17 protein-coding genes and 1 tRNA gene are annotated in these 18,402 nt (G+C 66.8%); 5 read left to right on the top strand and 13 right to left on the bottom strand.

All coding sequences use genetic code 11. The annotated features are described in order from the left end of the window. Positions 1-276 precede the first annotated feature (276 nt). The 4 genes from trpD to trpA are packed head-to-tail and all read left to right on the top strand — an operon-like array spanning position 277 to position 4,664. Positions 277-1,347, top strand: a complete 1,071-nt coding sequence (gene trpD, locus H0T81_RS06100; protein ID WP_294010942.1) for an anthranilate phosphoribosyltransferase — start codon at positions 277-279, stop codon at positions 1,345-1,347. Then, a complete protein-coding gene (gene trpCF / locus H0T81_RS06095; RefSeq protein WP_294010940.1) occupies positions 1,340-2,731 on the top strand; it encodes a bifunctional indole-3-glycerol-phosphate synthase TrpC/phosphoribosylanthranilate isomerase TrpF in 1,392 nt (463 codons plus the stop codon). Before trpD ends, trpCF begins: the two co-directional genes overlap by 8 nt. Then, positions 2,722-3,882: a tryptophan synthase subunit beta gene (gene trpB / locus H0T81_RS06090; protein ID WP_294010938.1), complete on the top strand. Its 1,161-nt coding sequence runs from the start codon at positions 2,722-2,724 to the stop codon at positions 3,880-3,882. The genes trpCF and trpB overlap by 10 nt, the downstream gene beginning before the upstream one ends. 14 nt (positions 3,883-3,896) lie before the next feature. After that, positions 3,897-4,664 carry a tryptophan synthase subunit alpha gene (trpA, locus tag H0T81_RS06085; RefSeq protein ID WP_294010936.1) on the top strand — a complete coding sequence of 256 codons (768 nt, stop codon included), beginning with the start codon at positions 3,897-3,899 and terminating at the stop codon, positions 4,662-4,664. A gap of 56 nt (positions 4,665-4,720) precedes the next feature. On the opposite strand, the gene H0T81_RS06080 is transcribed toward trpA, so the two are convergent. From H0T81_RS06080 to H0T81_RS06045, 8 genes are all read right to left on the bottom strand, one after another. Beyond that, positions 4,721-4,795: transfer RNA gene (locus H0T81_RS06080), tRNA-Gln, on the bottom strand. A 76-nt stretch (positions 4,796-4,871) separates the two neighbouring features. Next, complete coding sequence (locus H0T81_RS06075; protein WP_294010934.1) at positions 4,872-5,762, bottom strand: branched-chain amino acid aminotransferase; 891 nt, start codon at positions 5,760-5,762, stop codon at positions 4,872-4,874. A gap of 48 nt (positions 5,763-5,810) precedes the next feature. Next, complete coding sequence (locus H0T81_RS06070) at positions 5,811-6,623, bottom strand: pyrroline-5-carboxylate reductase dimerization domain-containing protein (RefSeq protein WP_294010932.1); 813 nt, start codon at positions 6,621-6,623, stop codon at positions 5,811-5,813. 1 nt (position 6,624) lies between these two features. Next, entirely contained in the window at positions 6,625-7,143 is a 519-nt protein-coding gene (locus H0T81_RS06065) for a YbjN domain-containing protein (protein WP_294011097.1), read from the bottom strand. Continuing rightward, positions 7,140-7,460: an accessory factor UbiK family protein gene (locus H0T81_RS06060; protein WP_294010930.1), complete on the bottom strand. Its 321-nt coding sequence runs from the start codon at positions 7,458-7,460 to the stop codon at positions 7,140-7,142. Before H0T81_RS06060 ends, H0T81_RS06065 begins: the two co-directional genes overlap by 4 nt. A gap of 91 nt (positions 7,461-7,551) precedes the next feature. Next, positions 7,552-8,286: a TlyA family RNA methyltransferase gene (locus tag H0T81_RS06055; RefSeq protein WP_294010928.1), complete on the bottom strand. Its 735-nt coding sequence runs from the start codon at positions 8,284-8,286 to the stop codon at positions 7,552-7,554. Next, positions 8,287-9,888: a carboxyl transferase domain-containing protein gene (locus H0T81_RS06050; RefSeq protein ID WP_294010926.1), complete on the bottom strand. Its 1,602-nt coding sequence runs from the start codon at positions 9,886-9,888 to the stop codon at positions 8,287-8,289. It abuts the gene before it with no gap. After that, positions 9,885-11,048, bottom strand: coding sequence for an isovaleryl-CoA dehydrogenase (locus tag H0T81_RS06045; protein WP_294010923.1), 1,164 nt, complete (start codon positions 11,046-11,048; stop codon positions 9,885-9,887). The genes H0T81_RS06050 and H0T81_RS06045 overlap by 4 nt, the downstream gene beginning before the upstream one ends. A 182-nt stretch (positions 11,049-11,230) precedes the next feature. Between H0T81_RS06045 and H0T81_RS06040 the strand changes: the two genes are divergently transcribed. Beyond that, positions 11,231-12,424: an acetyl-CoA C-acyltransferase gene (locus H0T81_RS06040; protein ID WP_294010921.1), complete on the top strand. Its 1,194-nt coding sequence runs from the start codon at positions 11,231-11,233 to the stop codon at positions 12,422-12,424. On the opposite strand, the gene H0T81_RS06035 is transcribed toward H0T81_RS06040, so the two are convergent. The 5 genes from H0T81_RS06035 to H0T81_RS06015 form a co-directional block, all read right to left on the bottom strand. Further along, entirely contained in the window at positions 12,421-12,897 is a 477-nt protein-coding gene (locus tag H0T81_RS06035; protein WP_294010919.1) for an SH3 domain-containing protein, read from the bottom strand. The genes H0T81_RS06040 and H0T81_RS06035 overlap by 4 nt on opposite strands. Beyond that, a complete protein-coding gene (locus H0T81_RS06030) occupies positions 12,897-14,303 on the bottom strand; it encodes a nitronate monooxygenase (protein WP_294010917.1) in 1,407 nt (468 codons plus the stop codon). Before H0T81_RS06030 ends, H0T81_RS06035 begins: the two co-directional genes overlap by 1 nt. Before the next feature lie 78 nt (positions 14,304-14,381). Further along, positions 14,382-15,233: a carboxylating nicotinate-nucleotide diphosphorylase gene (gene nadC, locus H0T81_RS06025; RefSeq protein ID WP_294010915.1), complete on the bottom strand. Its 852-nt coding sequence runs from the start codon at positions 15,231-15,233 to the stop codon at positions 14,382-14,384. Between the two features lie 39 nt (positions 15,234-15,272). Continuing rightward, on the bottom strand, positions 15,273-16,124 hold the full coding sequence (locus tag H0T81_RS06020) for a metallophosphoesterase (protein WP_294010913.1): 852 nt from the start codon (positions 16,122-16,124) through the stop codon (positions 15,273-15,275). 35 nt (positions 16,125-16,159) lie between these two features. Further along, a complete protein-coding gene (locus tag H0T81_RS06015; RefSeq protein ID WP_294010911.1) occupies positions 16,160-18,349 on the bottom strand; it encodes a M3 family metallopeptidase in 2,190 nt (729 codons plus the stop codon). Positions 18,350-18,402: the final 53 nt, after the last annotated feature.

The raw sequence follows: 18,402 nt of genomic DNA, 5'->3' as shown, positions 1-18,402 counted from the left end.
CTATCCATGCGGGTTGAACGAGCAGTTGCGCAACGGGAACGAACCTTGGCGACCTATCTTTACGGCGTCGTTCGGCGCCAGAAGCTTGACCGGGTCCCCCCGCTTATCTACCAAGCAACTGATGATGCACCTGAAAGCCATCGCCGCAGCTTCGGCCGTCCACCTTTGGTGGCGCGGTTTTTCTCATGCGGCGCGATGGCGCGACTGATCGTCTAGGCCCACGATCGTCGACTGCCCGCCCGCCTCTTGGCGGGCTTTTTTGTTTCAGGAAAAATCATGACCCAGATTCTACCTATCCAGCGGGGGGCGGACTCCGCCCCGGCGCCTGCGAACAGCCAGGCTGAGCAAGCCATTGCCCACTTGCTCGATGGCCGCGACCTCGACCGCGCCGCCAGCCGGCAGCTGTTCTCCGAAATCGTCGAAGGCCGCCTTTCAGAGCCGCTGATGGCGGCAGCGTTCGTCGCGCTTCGAGTGAAGGGCGAAACCTCCGAAGAGCTGATCGGTGCGGCTCAGGCCCTGCGTGCTGCGGCAAGGCCCTTTCCGCGCCCCGAAACGCAGTTCGCCGACAGCTGCGGGACCGGTGGGGACTTCTCGGGATCGATCAATGTCTCGACCGCAGCCGGCATGGTCGCGGCGGCTTGCGGGCTGCCGATCGTCAAGCATGGCAACCGGTCCTTCACCTCGAAATGCGGATCGGCCGATGTTCTGGAAGCGCTCGGAGCGAGGCTGGACATCAGCCCGGAGAAGTCGCGCAAGACGCTGGACGAGACCGGCTTCTGTTTCCTGCTCGCGCCGCTCTACCACCCCGGGATCGCGCATGCGGGTCCGGTCCGCCGGGCGCTCAAGGTGCGGACCATCATGAACTCGCTCGGGCCGTGCCTGAACCCGGCCCGGCCACCCGTTCAGCTGCTCGGAGTCGCCGATCCGAGGCTGCTGAGGCCGATCGCCGAGACTCTGCAGGCACTGGGCATCGGGCGGGCACTCGTTGTCCACGGCTCGGGCCTCGATGAGGTCGCGCTGCACGGCCCGACGAGCGCGGTGCTGCTGTCCGGTGGAGAACTTTGCGAGATCGAGATTACGCCCGAGCAGGCCGGTTTGCCGCGCTTCCCCGTCGAACGGATTGTCGGCGGGACTCCGCAGGAAAATGGGGAGCGCCTCTCCGCTTTGCTCGCCGGCCGCGGTGGCGAGGCGGACGCAGCGGTCGTCGCGATCAACGCCGGCGCGTTGCTGATGACTGCCGGCAAGGCAGCCGACCTTCGCGAAGGCGTCGACCTCGCCCGCGATGCGATCAGCTTCGGATCCGCGCATCGGCTGCTGCGCGACTTCATCGAAGCCACCAATGACTGAGCCGGCGGGCGTGCTCGGTGAGATTGCCCGGGCTAAAAAGCGGGAGCTCACGAGCCGCTTTGACGGGGTCTCGCTGGACGGATTGCGGAGCCACGCGACGCCGACGAGGCGCAGCCTGGCTGAAGCGATCGCAAAGCCGGGATCGTCCTTCATCCTGGAGATCAAAAAGGCATCTCCATCGGAGGGTGCGATCCGCCTTGGAGCCGATGCGAACGCGCTCGCCCGGAGCTACTGCGGCGTCGGCGATGCCCTCAGCGTTCTAACGGACAATGAGTTTTTCGGCGGCTCGATCGCGGACCTGTCGGCCGCGCGGTCGGAATTCGAGGGTCCGATTCTCGCCAAGGACTTCTTCATCGACCGGCGGCAGGTTGCGGAGGCGCGCCTGGCCGGCGCCGACGCTGTGCTCGTCATGCTGTCGCTGCTCGATGACGCGCGGGCTCACGAGATCATCGACGAGGCGCACCGCCTCGGCATGGAGGTCCTGGTCGAGGTCCACGACGAAGCGGAAATGCGGCGCGCATTGGCGCTGCGAGTGCCGCTGATCGGAATCAACAATCGGGACCTTCGCGACCTGTCGATCGATCTGTCGACCACCGAACGGCTTGCCCGGCTCGCGCCCGAGCACTTGCTCGTCAGCGAGTCCGGCATCACTGGCCGCGGCGATGTCGACCGGCTCTCGGGCCACGTGAATGGGTTCCTGGTCGGCAGCTCTTTGATGCGATCGCCGAGCCCGGCCCAAGCGGCGCGCAATCTGGTGTTCGGCCGAGTGAAGCTCTGCGGCCTACGTACAAAACAGGACATCGAGGCTGGCCGGGCCGCGGCTTTCGTGGGGTTCGTGTTCGTGCCAGGCACGCCGCGCCACGTCACTGCGCAGGAAGCGGCTCCGCTCGCGGCTCTCGCGCGCAGCTTCGGAGTCCTGCCGGTCGGAGTCTTCCGAGACTCACCAGTCCCGGCCGTCGGGGAAGTCGCGGCGACGCTAAAGCTGCACGCGGTGCAGCTCCACGGGCGCGAGGACGACGACTATGTTCGCGATCTGCGACCACATCTCCCGGGGTCCTGCGAAATCTGGACCGCCATCAGCGCCGGGCGCCAGCCACTGCCCGAACGGTCCGGAGACCGCTTGGTGTTCGACAACGGCGACGGGGGCACGGGGCGCACCTTCGACTGGGATCAGGTGCGGCATCATCCAGGCCTGCCGAAGGCGCTCGTCGCTGGCGGGATTGGCCCAGGTAACGCTCGGGCGGCCGCCGCGCTCGGCGGCTACGCTCTCGACGTCGGCTCGTCGCTCGACAGCATGCCAGGCGTAAAGTCGCCGGAGAAGATCCACTCACTCTTCGAGGCATTGCGCCCACCGTGCCGCGAACGGCTCCGCGCGTGCGCCTAGACGGGAGGTTCGGCCGGTTCGGCGGCGCTTATGTTCCGGAAATCCTCATGCCGGCGCTCGAGCAGCTCGAAGCGGCGTTCCTTGATGCGCAGGAAGACGGCGAATTCCAGACACAGCTTGCTGCTCTGCTGGCCAGTTATGCTGGCCGCCCGACACCGCTGACTCGCTGCCGCAACCTGCCGGGAACCATTTATCTGAAGCGGGAAGACCTGCTTCATGGCGGCGCGCACAAGACCAACCAGGTGCTCGGCCAGGGCCTGCTTGCTAGGCGCATGGGCAAGTCCCGACTGATCGCCGAAACCGGCGCCGGGCAGCATGGCGTTGCGACGGCAATGGCGGGCGCTTTGCTCGGGTTCGAGACCATGATCTACATGGGCGCCCAGGACGTCGAGCGGCAGGCCCTCAACGTCTTTCGAATGCGCCTCATGGGCGCGCAAGTCGTCGCCGTGGAGAGCGGCGGCCGGACGCTGAAGGACGCGATCAACGAGGCCCTCCGCGATTGGTCGGCGAGCTTCGAAGACACGCACTATTTGCTCGGCACGGCGGCTGGGCCCCACCCGTTCCCGACCATGGTGCGGGAGTTCCAGCGGGTCATCGGCCGCGAAGCGAAGGCGCAGATCCTCGAGCAGCTAGGCCGCCTGCCGGATTCGGTGATCGCCTGCGTTGGCGGAGGATCGAACGCGATCGGACTGTTCGCCGATTTCCTTGCCGATCGCGTGGAGCTGATTGGCGTCGAGGCCGCCGGCCGGGGACTCGATGGAGCAGAGCATGCGGCAACCCTGCTGCGTGGCCGACCCGGAATCCTGCACGGCGCCGAGACCTACCTTCTCCAGGACGATGAAGGGCAGATCACCGACACCTGGTCGGTCTCGGCCGGGCTCGACTATCCCGCGGTCGGTCCCGAACATGCGCACCTGATGGACAGCGGACGCGCTCGATATGTCGGCGCCACCGACCAGGAAGCGCTTGCCGCTTTCAAGGCGCTCGCGACCAATGAGGGGATCCTGTGCGCGTTCGAATCCGCCCATGCGCTCGCCCACGCGCTGAAGATCGCTGGCGAGCGCCCCGATGCCGTGTTGCTCGTCGGCCTGTCGGGACGCGGCGACAAGGATGTCGCTCAAGCGGAGCGGCTGCTTGGGCCATCGGCGTGAGCCGCTACTCCGCGATGTTTGAACGGCTGAGCCAGCGCGGCGAAGGCGCGTTCGGAGCGTTCTTGATGCTTGGCGACCCGGACCTTGAGACCAGCGCCGGATTGCTGGATGCGCTAGTCGAAGGCGGCGCCGACATGGTCGAAGTCGGAATTCCGTTTTCCGATCCGATCGCCGACGGGCCGGTGATCCAGGCGGCCGCCAGGCGGGCGCTGGATGCGGGGGTTCGAGTAGATGACTGCTTTGAGCTGATCGCGGGCTTGCGCGAGCGACACCCGGACATCCCCATCGGCATCCTGACTTATGCCAATCTCGTCGTGGCGCGCGGCCGCCTAGACTTCATGAAAGCCGCCGCGTCGGCCGGAACGGACAGTTTGCTGGTCGCCGATGTCCCGGCGCGCGAAGCGCAGCCCTGGACGTGCGACTTGCAGGAAGCCGGCATCGAGCCCGTGCTGATCGCAGCCGCCAACACACCAGCTGAGACGCTGCAAGCAATCACTCGTTTGACAAAGGCCTTCACCTATTGCGTGAGCCGGACGGGGGTTACCGGCGTCCATGCTGACGCGCGCTTCGAATCGGCCCTTCCCGCCCGCATAAGTGACGCCGGAGGGCCTCCACCAATATTCGGCTTCGGAATCTCGCGTCCAGAACATGTGCGGGCGACCTTGGCGGCCGGGGCCGCGGGCGCAATCAGCGGAACCGCCGTCGTGCGGCTAACCTTGGAAACTGAACCTTGTAAACGAGTGGTTGAGTTTGTTTCAGCAATGAAGGCCGCGACGCTCTGATCACCACAGCTAGAGGTCCCGTCCTGCAAAGGGGAAGCTGAAATCGAGCGAAGTACTGGCTGGGGCGGCAGGATTCGAACCTGCGAATGCCGGTACCAAAAACCGGTGCCTTACCACTTGGCGACGCCCCAGCAGGCGAGCCCGTCATGCGGGAGAGATGGCGCTTATACCCTCGGAAAGCGATGAGAAAAGGGCTGGTGGTGCCCGTCAGCTGTTTGCAATGCGCCCGTTGACCGTGTCGTCGTAATCCCGGGCAAGTGCACGCGACAGGTCGCCGACCGCGAAGCTCCACGGGCCCGCCGACTGCACGAACGTCACTTCGGCGGCGCTTCCGGTCAGGAACATCTGCTCGAAGCTCTCGAGCTCCTCGGGCCAGATCGCCCGCTCGACCACCTCGACTCCGCGGTTCCGGGCAAGGTCCATCACCGTGCGCCGGGTGATCCCGTCGAGGAAGCAGTCGGGGCTCGGAGTGTGAAGCGCCCCGTCGCGGACGAAAAACACATTGGCGCCGGTCGCCTCGGCCACCTGGCCGCGCCAGTCGAGCATCAATGCGTCGTCGAAGCCGCGGCTTTCCGCCTGCTGCCGCGACAGAGTGCAGATCATGTACAGCCCGGCGGCCTTCGAATGGACCGGGGCGGTGTAGGGCGCGGGGCGGCGATAACGCGCAATGTCGAGGCGGATGCCGTTCTCGGCCAAGGCCGGGTCGAAATATTTGCCCCATTCCCAAGCGGCGATGGCGAGATGCGGCTTGGTGCCGCGGGCGGTCACCCCCATCTGCTCCGATCCGCGCCAGGCGACCGGACGCATATAGGCGTCGACCAGCTTGTTGGCCTTGAGGACTTCCTTGCACGCCGAGTCCACCTCAGCGACGCTCCACGGGATCTCGAAGCCGAGGATTTTCGCGCTCTCGTGCAGCCTCCGGCTGTGCTCGTTGAGCTTGAAGATCTCGCCGTTGTACGCCCGCTGGCCCTCGAACACGCTGCTCGCGTAATGCAGTGCGTGGGTCAGGACATGGGCATTGGCCTCGCGCCAAGGGACGAGCTTGCCGTCGAACCAGATCCACCCGTCGCGATCGTCGAAGCTGCGCTGCTCGGCCATGCAAATTCCCTGTTGAGCCAAGCGGCGTAAGACAGCGGTCAGGTGGAATCAACTCGACCGGTCGGCGGCTTCCTCGGCGAGCTCGGCGCTGCGACGGGCGGCGGCGTCGATGGTCGCGGCAATCAGATTGTCGAGATGCGGATCGAGGACGGCAAGCCCGGCCTCGGTGGTGCCGTTCGGGCTGGCGACGCGGCGGGCGATCCCGTCCATCGGCTCGCGGCTCGCCGCGCCGAGCCAGGCGGTCCCGAGCACGGTCTCGAGCGCGATCGTGGCGGCCAGTGAATCCGGCAGCCCGCGCCGCTGTCCGGCCTTGGCGAGCGCGGCGATGAAGCGCGCGGCATAGGCGGGGCCAGCCCCGGCGACCGAGCCGATCGCCGCCAACGTCGCTTCGCTGTTCGTCCACACCGCATAGCCGAGCATCGCCGCAAGCTCGGACAGCTGCGTACGCAGCGAATCCTCGGCGTCGTCGCTGTAGAGCGCGATCACTCCGCGGCGGATCGAGACGGGCAAATTGGGCGCCGCGCGGACAATCGAGCGGGCCCGCAGGAAGCGGGTGCGCAGGGTCGCCGCCTCGACTCCAGCGAGGATGGACACGACCACGGTCTCCTCGGTCAGCAGCCGGGCGAACTCGGGCGCGACCTCGTCGAGCTTCTGGGGCTTGAAGCCGAGGACGGCGAGCTTCGGCGGCTCGCCAGCTTCACCCATCGATTTCACGGTCCGAACGCCTTCGACCGGCTCGCCGCTCGGCCGGATCGCGACCGCACCCGACAAATCGACTCCGCCCGAGCGCCAGCCTTCGACCATCGCCCCGGCCATGTTGCCGCAGCCGACGAACCAGCTGGGGGTGGGAAGGGCGACCACGTCAGGCTTCCCCATGCGTGTCGATCAGCGCTGCGGCGATCGCCTCGCCCGGCGATTTCCCGCCCCACAGGACGAACTGGAACACCGGGTAGAAGCGCTCGCATTCCTCCATTGCGGCCTCGGTGATGGCTTCGGCCTGCTCGAGGCTGAGGCCGTCGCCTTCGCGCGCGTCGAGGATGGTCGCGTGACGGAAGACGATCAGCCCGGAGCCCGACCACATCTCGAAATGGCCGAGCCACAATTGCTCGTTGATCAGCCCCAGGGCCTCGTAGATCGCGGCGCGCTTTTCGACCGCGACCTTGATGTCGGGGAAAGCGAGGAACTGCAGCACCTGGTCCTCGGGGCGCCAGACGCCGCGAAGCTCATATTGCGCCCAGCTGCCGGTCGCCGAGGCGACGATCTCCCCTTCCCCCGAGCGCTCGCACGCCCAGCCGCGGGCGTCGAAATACTGCTCGAGTACCTCGATCGGAGCCCCATCGTCGCGCTCGTCGCGCTCTTCCTGCTCGTCGGTCTCGCTCAGGGCCGAGCCTCCGGTTTCGGTTTCGCGCCCGGACCGGGCCCGCGCCTGGCCTTGGCGGTCCCGGCCGCCGGCCCGGCGACCTTGGCCTCGAGCGCGGCGATCCGGCTTTTGAGGATCTCATTCTCGTCACGCGCCGCGGCGGCCATCGCTTTGACCGCCTCGAACTCGTCGCGGCCGACGAAATCCACGCCGCCGATCCACTCGCGCATCCGCTCGCGCATCGCGCCCTCGGCTTCGCGGCCGGCCCCGGCCATGGTGCCGGCGACGCCGTTCACCATCTTCACCAGGTCGTCGAACAGGCGGTTCTCGGACTGCATCACTGGTCTCCCTCGGGATGATCGTCCCGTTGCGCGCCAGATAGGGTGCCGGGGCCGCAACCGCCAGTGCCCCCTCGCCTTGAAACGCGGGTTAGTCTTTCACCGCGCCGAGGAGATATTCGACATTGCCTTCGGGCCCGGTGATCGGGCTCTCGGCGATGCCGAGCACGGTCCAGCCCTGCGACGCGACCCAGTCCGCCGCCTGGTCGCAAACGCGGCGGCGGACATTTTGGTCGCGCACCACCCCGCCCTTGCCGACTTCCTCTCGCCCCGCCTCGAACTGAGGCTTGACCAGCGCCACCAGCCTGGCGCCCGGCCTGGCGAGCCCGAGCGCGGGGCCAAGCACCTTGGACAGCCCGATAAAGCTGGCGTCGCAAACGACCACATCGACCGGCTCCGGGACGACCGACTCGTCGAGGTAGCGCGCGTTGACCTGCTCGTGGACCACCACCCGCGGGTCCTGGCGAAGCTTCCAGGCCAGCTGGTTGGTGCCGACGTCGACCGCATAAACCTTGGCCGCGCCGCGGCTCAGGAGCACGTCGGTGAAGCCGCCGGTCGACGAGCCGATATCGAGCGCCACCGCACCGGCGACGTCGAAGCCGAAATGCGTCACCCCGTGGTCGAGCTTGACCCCGCCCCGCGACACCCACGGATGATCGCGGCCCTTGACCTCCAGCGGTGCGTCCTCGGCGAGCAGGTCGCCGGCCTTGGCGACGCGCCGGTCACCGGAAAACACGCTCCCGGCGAGGATCAAAGCCTGCGCCCGGGTCCGGCTGTCAGCCAGCCCTCGAGCGACGAGCAACTGGTCGGCCCGTACCTTCGCCATTCACATCCGGAACACGCCGAACTGCGCGCGCTCGGGGATCGGCGCGTTGAGGCAGGCGGCGAACGCCAGGCCAAGGACGTCGCGGGTCTGGACTGGATCGATGATGCCGTCGTCCCACAGCCGCGAGGTCGCGTGCCAGGGGTTGCCCTGCGCCTCGTAATCCTCGCGGATCGGAGCCTTGAAGGCCTCGGCCTGTTCGGGCGTCCATTTGTCGGCGTCGCGGTGGACGGTGGCGAGCACCGAGGCCGCCTGCTCGCCGCCCATCACGCTGATCCGGCTGTTGGGCCAGGTGAACAGGAAGCGCGGGCTGTAGGCGCGTCCGGCCATTCCGTAATTGCCGGCGCCGAAGCTGCCGCCGATCAGGACCGTGATCTTGGGCACCTGCGCGGTCGCCACCGCGGTGACCAGCTTGGCGCCATGCTTGGCGATGCCCTCCGCCTCATATTTGCCGCCGACCATGAAGCCCGAGATGTTCTGCAGGAACAGCAGCGGGATCCGACGCTGGCAGGCGAGCTCGATGAAATGCGCGCCCTTGACCGCGCTTTCGGAGAACAGGACGCCGTTGTTGGCGAGGATCGCGACCGGAATCCCCCAGATGTGGGCGAACCCCGTGATCAGGGTCGAGCCGAACAAGGGCTTGAACTCGTGCAGTTCGGACCCGTCGACCAGCCGAGCGATCAGCTCGCGCACGTCATAGGGCTCGCGAACGTCCTCCGGGATCAGCCCGTACAGCTCCTCGGCGGCGTGCAGCGGCGGGCGCGGCTCGCGCGCCTCGATCTCGGCGCCACGTTCCGAGCCGAGGTGCGAGACGATGTCGCGGACGATGGTCAGCGCATGCTCGTCGTTATCGGCGAGATGGTCGACGACCCCCGATTTGCGCGCATGCAGGTCACCGCCGCCGAGGTCCTCGCTCGAGATTTCCTCGCCGGTCGCGGCTTTCACCAGCGGCGGCCCGGCGAGGAAGATCGTGCCCTGGTTGCGGACGATGACGCTCTCGTCGCTCATCGCCGGCACGTAGGCGCCGCCGGCGGTGCAGCTGCCCATCACGCAGGCGATCTGGGCGATGCCCTTGGCGCTCATGTTGGCCTGGTTGAAGAAGATCCGCCCGAAATGGTCGCGGTCGGGGAACACCTCGGCCTGGTGCGGCAGATTGGCGCCGCCGGAGTCGACCAGATAGATGCACGGCAGCCGGTTGGCCTCGGCGATCTCCTGAGCCCGCAGATGCTTCTTGACCGTCAGCGGATAATAGGTGCCGCCTTTGACCGTTGCGTCGTTGGCGACGATCATCGCCTGCCGGCCCGCGACCCGGCCGATGCCGGCGATCATCCCCGCGCCCGGCACTTCGCCGTCGTACAGGTCGAACGCCGCGAGCTGGCCGATCTCGAGGAACGGCGAGCCCGGGTCCAGCAGCCGCTCGACGCGAGTCCGAGGAAGCAATTTGCCGCGCTCGGCATGGCGGTCGCGGTGCTTCTGGGTCCCGCCGAGCGCCGCCCGGGCAACGTCGGCGCGAAGCTTCTCGGCGAGCGAGCGATTATGCTTGGCGCGCGCCTTGAACTCCTCGCCGTCGAGGGAGACCTTGGTGTCGATCCGCGGCGCGCTCATGCCCCGATCAATTCGCGGCCGATCAGCATTCGCCGGATCTCGTTGGTGCCGGCGCCGATATCGAGCAGCTTGGCGTCGCGGAAATAGCGCTCGACCGGCCAGTCCTTGGTATAGCCGGCCCCGCCCAGCGCCTGGATCGCTTCGCCCGCGACCTTGACCGCGTTCTCGCTCGCCAGAAGGATCGCCCCGGCAGCGTCGAAGCGCGTCGTTCGCCCTGCGTCGCACGCCCGGGCGACCTGGTAGACATAGGCCCGAGCCGAATTCAGCGCGACGTACATGTCGGCGATCTTGGCCTGCATCAGCTGGAAGCTGCCGATCGGCTGGCCGAACTGCTTGCGCTCGCGGACATAAGGCAGCACGACGTCGAGGCACGCCTGCATGATCCCGATCTGGATCCCGGCGAGCACCGTGCGCTCGTAATCGAGCCCGCTCATCAGCACCTTCGCGCCGCCGTTCTCCTCGCCCATCACGTTCTCGGGAGGAACGAAGCAGTCGTCGAACACCAGTTCGCTGGTCGGTGACCCGCGCATGCCCAGCTTGTCGACGCTCTGGCCGGTCGAGAACCCGTCCATGCCTTTTTCGATCAGGAAGGTGGTGATGCCTTTGCTGGGGTTGCCGCCCCCGGGCCCGGTCTTGGCGTAGACCACCAGGACATCGGCGTCGGAGCCGTTGGTGATCCAGAATTTGGTGCCGTTGAGCCGGTAGCCGTTGCCGCTTTTCTCGGCCTTCAGTTTCATCCCGATGACATCCGACCCGGCGCCGGCCTCGCTCATCGCCAGCGAGCCGACATGCTCGCCGCTGATCAGCCTGGGCAGATATTTGCGCTTCTGCTCATCGTTGCCCCAGCGGCGGATCTGGTTGACGCACAGGTTGGAGTGGGCGCCGTAGCTGAGGCCGACCGAAGCCGAGGCCCGGGCCACTTCCTCCTGGGCAACGACATGCTCGAGATAGCCGAGCCCGAGCCCGCCCCATTCCTCCTCGACCGTGATGCCGTGCAGCCCGAGCTCGCCCATCTGCGGCCACAAATGGCGCGGGAATTCGTCCTTCTCGTCGATCTCGGCGGCGATCGGGGCGATCTTGTCGGCCGCGAAGCGCCGCGTCGTGTCGCGGATCGCCTCGCCCATCTCGCCGAGGTCGAAGTCGAGGCCGGGATCGGACATCGTGGGGCTCTCCTGTCGGTCAAAGCCGCTAGCATTGCGCCCGAGCCTTGGACAAGGCGCACCGCGGCACTATGTGCATCCCGAACCCGTCATTGCGAGGAGCGCAGCGACGCGGCAATCCAGCCGAGCAAGGAAATGGATTGCTTCGCTCCGCTCGCAATGACGAACAAGGAGCTTTGACCATGGCCACTCAAGCATCGGACCCGACCGTCATCCTGTCCTACGCCCGCACTCCGATGGGCGCGATGCAGGGCGCTCTTGCCGACGCCTCGGCAACCGATCTCGGAGCGACCGCGGTCAAGGCGGCGATCGAGCGTGCGGGAGTCGCGGGCGACGCGATCGACCGCATCTACATGGGCTGCGTGCTTCCCGCCGGGCTCGGCCAGGCGCCGGCGCGCCAGGCGGCGATCAAGGCCGGGCTTCCGACCTCGGTCCAGGCGACCACCGTCAACAAGGTGTGCGGGTCGGGCATGCAGACGGTGATCATGGGCGACGAGGCGCTGACCGCGGGCAACGCCGACTTCATCATCGCCGGCGGCATGGAATCGATGACCAACGCGCCCTATCTGCTCAAGAAGCACCGCTCGGGCGCGCGCATCGGCCACGACACCGCCTACGACCACATGTTCCTCGACGGGCTCGAGGACGCCTATGAGCAAGGCCGCGCGATGGGCAGCTTCGCCCAGTGCACCGCCGACGAATATCAGCTGACCCGCGAGCAGATGGACGAATATGCGATCGAGAGCCTGCGCCGGGCCAAGGATGCGGTCGACAATGGCGGCTTCGGCGACGAAATCGTCCCGGTGACCATCACCGGCCGCAAGGGCGAGACCATCGTCGACACCGACGAGGCTCCCGGCCGTGGCCGTCCGGACAAGATCCCTCAGCTGAAGCCCGCCTTCTCGAAGGAGGGCACGATCACCGCCGCGACTTCCTCGTCGATTTCCGACGGCGCCGCCGCGGTCGTCCTCACCCGCGAATCCACCGCCCGCGACAAGGGCCTCGAGCCGGTCGCCCGGATCGTCGCCACCGCCGCCCACGCTCAGGAACCGGCGAAGTTTACGACCGCCCCGATCGGCGCCATCGAGAAAGTGCTCGCCAAGGCGGGCTGGAAGACCGGCGACGTCGACCTGTGGGAAGTCAACGAGGCGTTCGCTTGCGTCGCCATGTTCGCGATGAAAGACCTCGGTATCCCGCACGAGAAGATCAACATCCACGGCGGCGCGACCGCGCTCGGCCACCCGATCGGCGCCAGCGGCACCCGAATCCTGGTCACTCTGGTCAACGCGCTCAAGCAGACCGGCGGCAAGCGCGGAGTCGCGAGCCTGTGCATCGGCGGCGGCGAAGCGACCGCCGTGGCGGTGGAGCTGGTTTAGTCCACCACCTCGCGCTCGGCGACGCCCCAGACGTCGGCCGTTCGAATGAAGCCTTCGCGCTTGCCGATCCGGATCCGGCACCAGCCGTTTGCGCACCGGTCGATCCGCCCCACCACTCCGTGCTCGGCCCGGTAGCGCACCCGACTGCGCTCGTTCGGCTCGAGGTGGATCGACCGCGACTCGCCCGGCTTGACGATCGCGGTGCGCTGGTCGCTGAGCAGAGTCACCAGCATCCAGCCCCGCGCGCCGTCGGGGTCCTCGATCATCCGCCAATTGGGATAGGTCTTGACGACCCGCACCGGCAGGTCGCGGCGCTTGTAGAGCCAGATGCCCGGATAATTCTTGCCCGGCCCGGTGCGCATCATGGCCTCGCCGCTGGCGATGGACGCCCAGTACGGCGGCTGCTTGTCCTGCGCCGCGGCAGGCAGCGCCAGCGCCACCAATACTGCCGCGAACAGCCCCCGCTTAAGCATCACGCTCCCGTCAGGATTCGATCGACCAGTTGCTTCACCGTCGGAACGAAGCCGTTGGAGTAGAACGGGTCGCTCTTGAACCGGAAGGCGGAGTGGCCGGCGAACATCAAATTCTTGTCGACGGGCCCGCCGTGGGCGATGTCCTGAAGCGTCTTCTGGATGCAGAAGCTGCGCGGGTCGGCGAGGCGGCCGGTGCTGTTCTTCTCATTGTCCGCCCAAGAGGAAAAGGCGCATTGCGACAGGCAGCCCATGCATTCGGCCTGGTCGCGGCGGATGGTCTTCTTCTCCTCGGGAGTGACGAACACCAGAGTCTCGTCGGGCGTCTTGAGCGCCTCGGTCAAGCCGGCCGCATGCCACTCGCGCGCGTGCTGCAAATCGCCCTTGGTGACCCAATAGCCCTTCTTGGTGCCGATCCCGACGTCGAGCTCGAACGCGTGGTCGCCCAGCGGCTCTTTGGTGAACGCGATCTGACGCTCGCTGCGCGCCTCTAGGTTGCGCAGGAACGGGGTGCGCACCGCCGATGAGTAGAAGCCGGTCGGACTGAAGCGGTGGAGCAGGATGTCGCCCTCCTCCAGCGTCATCAGCCGCGCCTTCCAGCCCGGCGGGATGGGGCTCTCCTGGGTCAGCAGCGGGCGGGTTCCGAACTGGAAGACGATCTGCCCGAGCTCGGGATTGTCGATCCAGTTTTCCCATTCGTCGAGCCGCCACACGCCGCCGGCCATGACGATCGGCAGCGTGTCGGGGATTCCGCCTTCGCGCATCGTCTCGCGCAACTCCTTGACGCGCGGGTACGGGTCCTGGGGTTTGCGCGGGTCCTCCGCGTTCGACAGGCCGTTGTGCCCGCCGGCCAGCCACGGGTCCTCGTAGACCACCGCCCCGAGCCACTCCGCCGCCTTGGAATAGGCCCGCTTCCACAACGCTCGAAACGCCCGGCCCGAGCTGATGATCGGCAGGTAATAGACGCCGTAGGAGGCGGCGATCTCGGACAATTTGTATGGCATTCCGGCGCCGCAGGTGACGCCCGCCACCTTGCCGCGAGTGCGCTCCAGGACACCATGCAGGATTCGCTGGGCTCCGCCCATTTCCCACAAGACGTTGATGTTGATGGCGCCCTTGCCGTCGGCGATCTCATAGGCGCGCTCGACCTGCGCGACCGCGCCGTCGATGCCGTACTGGATCAATTCCTCGTGCCGCTCGCGGCGGGTCATGCCGTGATAGACCTGGGGGATGATGCGGCCTTCGGGGTCGTAGCTGTCGGCGTTGACCGCCGAGACCGTGCCGACGCCGCCCGCCGCCGCCCAGGCACCCGAGCTCGCGTGATTGGTGGCGCTGACGCCCTTGCCGCCCTCGACCAGCGGCCAGACCTCGCGCCCGCCATAAAGGATGGGCTGGATGCCCTTGAACAAACGGAGTCTCCTAAATCCTCGGCGCCATATAATGTCCAACGCGGCAGATGCTAAATAAATCCATGTTGCGGGCGGTCGCTACTGGGCGTGCTCGGCGAGCGAATAATCGAGTCCGATGTCGACCGCGGGCGCCGACTGGGTGATGCGGCCGAGCGAGATATAGTCGACACCGGTCTCGGCAATGCCGCGGATGGTGTCGAGATCGACTCCGCCCGAAGCCTCGAGCGGAACCCGCCCGGCGACCATCGCGACCGCGCGGCGAAGGCGATCCGGATCCATGTTGTCGAGCAGCAGCCGGTCGGCGCCGGCGGCGAGCGCGGGTTCGATCTGGTCGATCCGGTCGACCTCGACCTGCACCGGCAAACCGACGTCCGCCGCCTTCGCGGAGCGCACCGCTTCGGCGACTCCGCCGCACAGCGCGACATGGTTGTCCTTGATCAGGATGCCGTCGTCGAGCCGCATCCGGTGGTTCTGGGCGCCGCCCATCCGGGCCGCATATTTGTCGAGCACTCGCAGGCCCGGAAGGGTCTTGCGCGTATCGAGCAGGACCGCCCCGGTGCCGGCGATGGCATCGACATAGCGGCGCGTGAGGGTGGCGATCCCCGACAGATGCTGCAGCGTGTTCAGCGCCGACCGCTCGGCCGCCAGCATCGCCCGCGCATTCCCATCGAGCCGGATCAGCTCGGCTCCGGCCCGTGCCCGGTCGCCGTCCCTGGCCAGCGTGTCGACCCGAACATCGCGGTCGAGCGCCCGGAAGAACGCGGCTGCAATCTCGAGTCCGGCGACAACTATTGCTTCGCGGCAATTGATGACGGCGCTGAATCTTGCGTCCTCGGCAATGGTGGCGTTCGAGGTGACGTCGCCACCTTCGCCGAGATCCTCGGCCAACACGCGGGCGACGAAATCGTCGATGTCGAACGAGCTGTCCATCGAAGGGCGTGTAGGCGAGCGGCGTTCGTGCCGACAAGCTCAGTGCGCGGTTTGTTCGACCTTGAGCTCGGCGCCGGCGATCCGCCAATGGTCGCCTTCGCGCACGAAGCGCTGCGCATCGCCCGACGCGAACTTGTCGCCGGCCCACGACTGGACCGTCAGGGTGACGTTCTCGCCGTCGATGTCGATCTCGTTGAAGCTTTGCTCCTCGTCGCGCAGCCGGACCGAGGTTGCAGTGCCCGCCTGGATGACCAGCGACGATCCGGCGCGGGTCGCCAGGTCGCGCGCATTGTGCGCCGACGCTCGGTGGTTGTGGCCGGCGAGAAGCAGGTCGACCCCGCAGTCGGCGATCGCGTCGAGCGCCAGCTCCTGCCTGCCGATCGCCTTGCCAAGCTCGGGCCCATCGCCGACCGGAAGCGCGAACAGCGGGTGGTGGGTGACCAGGATCCGCATCGCCTTTGCATCGGTGCGCTCGAACGTGTCGCGGATGAACCGCATCTGCTCGTGGCTGATGTTGCCGTCCTTGAACGTCAGCGAGCGCGCGGTGTTGATGCCCAGCACGGTCGCTCCGCGAAGCTCGTGCATCGGGCACAGCTCGTCGTCGATGAAGCGCTTGTAACGGGTCAGCGGCGACAAGAAACGCCGCAGCACGTCATACAGCGGGACGTCGTGGTTGCCGGGCACCCCGAGCACGTCATGCCCGGCCTCGCGCAGCCGATCGAGGAATTGGCACGCCTCGCGGAACTGCTCGGTGCGCGCACGCTGGGTAAAGTCGCCGCTGATCACGACCAGGTCGGGCTTTTCCTCGTGGATGCGTTGCTCGACCGCCTCGACCAGCCGCGGGTCGTGGGCGCCGAAGTGCAGGTCCGAGAGATGAAGCAGGCGAGCCATGGCGAAAGAACGCGCCTCGGCTCGCCGGGTTCACGCTATTGATCACCGCCGACTGGAAAGCCGCGCTTGCGGAGCAGGGCGTTGACGTCGGGGTCGCGGCCGCGGAACTGGCGGTACGCTTCCGCCCGGTCCGTCTCGTTGCCGGTCGAAAGCAGATACTGGCGGAATCGGTCGGCGGTCGGCTTGTGGAACGGGTCGCCGGCCTCCTCGAACGCCGCCCAGGTGTCGGCGTCCATCGTCTCGGACCACAGGTAGGAATAATAACCGGCCGAATAGGCGTCGGACGAGAACAGGTGATTGAAGTGCGGCAAGCGGTGCCGGAGGACGATCTCCTTGGGCATTCCGATCTTGGCCAGCGCGGCCTTTTCGAACGCGTCGGGATTGATCACCCCGTTCGGGTCCATGTGGAGCATCATGTCGACCAGCGCGGCGGCCAGATATTCGACGGTCGCAAAGCCCTGGTTGAAGGTCTGCGCCTTCTGGATCTTGTCGACCAGGCTCTGCGGCATCGGCTGGCCGGTCTGGTGATGCTTGGCGAAGCGCTGCAGCACCGGCGGGGTCAGCAGCCAATTCTCGTTCACCTGGCTGGGATATTCGACGAAATCGCGCTGCGAGCCGCCGAGGCTCGGATATTTCACGTCGACCAGCAAGTAATGGATCGCGTGACCGAACTCGTGGAACAGCGTCTCGGCATCGTCGAGGCTGATCAGAACCGGCTTGCCGGGCTCGCTCTTGTTGAAATTGTTGTTGTTGGACGCGAGCACGATCTTGTCGCCGAGCAATCCCGCCCGGCTTCGATAGGTGGTCATCCAGGCGCCCGAGCGCTTGCCCTCGCGAGCGAAATTGTCGAGGTAGAACAGGCCGACGACCTCGCCATTACGGGTGTCCGTCACCTCGAAGGTGCGGACGTCCGGGTGGAAGACGGGGACGGTCCCGGTGTTTTCCTTGAAGCCCAGGTCGTAGAGCCGGCCCGCGGACCAGAACATCGCCTCGACCATGTTGTCGAGCGCGAAATAGGGTTTGATCTCGTCCTGGCTGAGGTCGAAGCGCTCCTTCCTCACCTTCTCCTGGTAATAGCGGTAGTCCCAGGGCTCGATCGTGATCCGATGGCCAAGCTTGCGCGCTGTCGCCTGCTGGTCGCGAACCTCTTCCTTCACGCGGGCGACGGCCGCGGGCCACACCCGGTTCATCAGCTCCAGAGCCCGCTCCGGGTTCTTGGCCATCGTGTCCTGCATCCGCCACTCGGCATGATGCTTGAAGCCGAGCAGCTTCGCGCGGTCGGCGCGGAGCTTGACGATCTTGGCGATGAGCTCGTTGGTGTCGCTGGAGCCGCCGTTGTCACCGCGGTTGACGAACGCCCGCCACACCTTTTCGCGCAGCTTTCGGTTGTCGGCGAAGGTCAGCACGGGATCGACCGCCGAACGCGTGTTTTTGATCGAGAAGGTCCCGGCGGGCCGGCCGCGTTCCTTGGCGGCGGCGGCCAGCGACGCCTTGACGTCCTCGGGCACGCCTTTCAGCTCGGCGGCCGTCGCGTCGATGTAGGTGCTTTCATCGGCAAGCACCCGCTCCGAGAAGGTCGCGAACAGAGTCGCCAGTTCCTGGTTGTAGGTGGAAAGCTGCTTCTTCTGCTGCTCGTTGAGGTTGGCGCCGCGGCGAACGAAGCTGTCGTAGAGGCGGGTCAGCAGCCGGTCCTGCTTGGCGTCGAGCCCGAGCGACGCCTTGTTGTCGTAAAGCGTCTTCACCCGCTGGAACAAGGCGGGGTTGAGGATGATCTCGTCGGACGCGGCCGAGAGCTTGGGCGACCACTCCTTCTCGAGCGCCTGGTAGGCCGGAGTCGTCGTGTTGCTGGTCATGACTCCGAACACGGCCTCGACGCGGTCCAGCCGCTCGCCGGAGCGTTCCAGCCCCTCGACGGTATTCTCGAACGTCGGCGCAGCCGGGTTGTTGGCGATGGCGAGAACTTCCCGCTGACGCTCATCGATCCCGAATTGGAAGGCTTGCGGGAACAGCTCGGGCTTGACCAGGTGCCACGGCGGAACGCCCTCGTATGGGCCAGTCCAGTCGGCCAGCAGCACATTGTTCGGCACTGGAATAGCCGGAGCCTGCGGCACGGCCGCCGCTTCGGCCGGCACGGCCGCCGCCGCGGTGACCGGCATTGGGCGGTCCGCAGTCGCGCAGCCGGCAAGCATCGTCATGGCCGTCCCGGCCAGCATCATCCGTTTCATTAAAATTCCTCGTTCATCCACATTTGTGGCGCGACCCGTAACGAACATCGCGC

It is taken from the genome of Sphingomonas sp., from assembly GCF_013812825.1.
In the GTDB taxonomy this organism is placed as follows: domain Bacteria; phylum Pseudomonadota; class Alphaproteobacteria; order Sphingomonadales; family Sphingomonadaceae; genus Sphingomicrobium.
This window is presented reverse-complemented; position numbering and strand designations above follow the sequence as displayed.